1 protein-coding gene is annotated in these 1,205 nt (G+C 59.8%); it reads left to right on the top strand.

The window, feature by feature from the left end:
* A partial coding sequence (locus tag ACZ60B_RS43020; protein WP_469397583.1) for a malate:quinone oxidoreductase occupies positions 1 to 1,165 on the top strand: 1,165 nt, incomplete at its 5' end.
* Positions 1,166 to 1,205: the final 40 nt, after the last annotated feature.

The raw sequence follows: 1,205 nt of genomic DNA, 5'->3' as shown, positions 1-1,205 counted from the left end.
CTTCGTGTGGGGTGACGACAACGTCAACTTCCTGCGTAAACGCTACGCGGCGCTGCAGCACAGCACCCTGTTCCGCGGCATGGAATATTCCGAAGACCCTGCGCAAATCAAGCAGTGGGCGCCGCTGGTGATGAACGGCCGCGATCCGGCGCAGAAAATCGCCGCGACCCGCATGCCGCTGGGTACCGACGTCAACTTCGGCGTGATCACCCACCAGTTGGTTGACGCGCTGAGCGCCAGCGACAAGTTCAAGCTGAACCTGAGCCACGAAGTGCGCGACATTAAGCGCAACGCCGACCAAACCTGGAGCGTGACCGTTGCCGATCTGAACCGCGACGGTAAAGAAACCACCGTTAACGCCAAGTTCGTGTTCATCGGCGCAGGCGGCGCGTCCCTGACCCTGCTGCAGAAATCCGGCATCCCAGAAGCCGACGGCTACGGCGGCTTCCCGGTCGGCGGCCAGTTCCTGGTCACTACCAACCCGGCGATCGCCAACCAGCACCTGGCCAAAGTGTATGGCCTGGCCAGCGTAGGTTCGCCGCCGATGTCCGTGCCGCACCTGGATACCCGCATGCTGGACGGCAAGCGCGTGCTGCTGTTCGGGCCGTTCGCCACCTTCTCCAGCAAGTTCCTGAAGAACGGTTCGCTGTTCGATCTGATGCACTCGCTGAGCACCTCGAACCTGATGCCGATGACCCACGTCGGTCTGGATAACTTCGATCTGGTGAAATACCTGGTCGGCCAGCTGATGATGAACGACGACGATCGCTTCGCCGCGTTGAAAGAGTACTTCCCGGACGCCAAGCAGGCAGACTGGAAGCTGTGGACCGCAGGCCAGCGCGTACAGATCATCAAGAAAGACGCGGATAAAGGCGGCGTGCTGCAGTTCGGCACCGAAGTCGTCAGCTCTGAAGACGGCAGCATCGCCGCTCTGCTGGGTGCTTCGCCGGGCGCTTCTACCGCTGCGCCGATCATGCTGCATCTGATGGAAACCGTGTTCAAAGACAAAGTGGCGACGCCGGAATGGCAGAGCAAGCTGAAAGAGATCATTCCGTCTTACGGCCACAAGCTGAACGGCGATATCGAGATGACCAACAAGATCCGCGGTTACACCAGCAGCGTGCTGGGTCTGAACTACATTGAAGTGAAACCGGAAACTAACTGATTTTCCGTCGCTTCCTACTGATAAGGCCGCTTTATGCGGC

The sequence above is a fragment of the Streptomyces sp. NPDC104096 genome, assembly GCF_055584385.1.
Note: the sequence above shows the minus strand (reverse complement) of the source record. Positions and strands in the feature narration are given on the sequence as shown.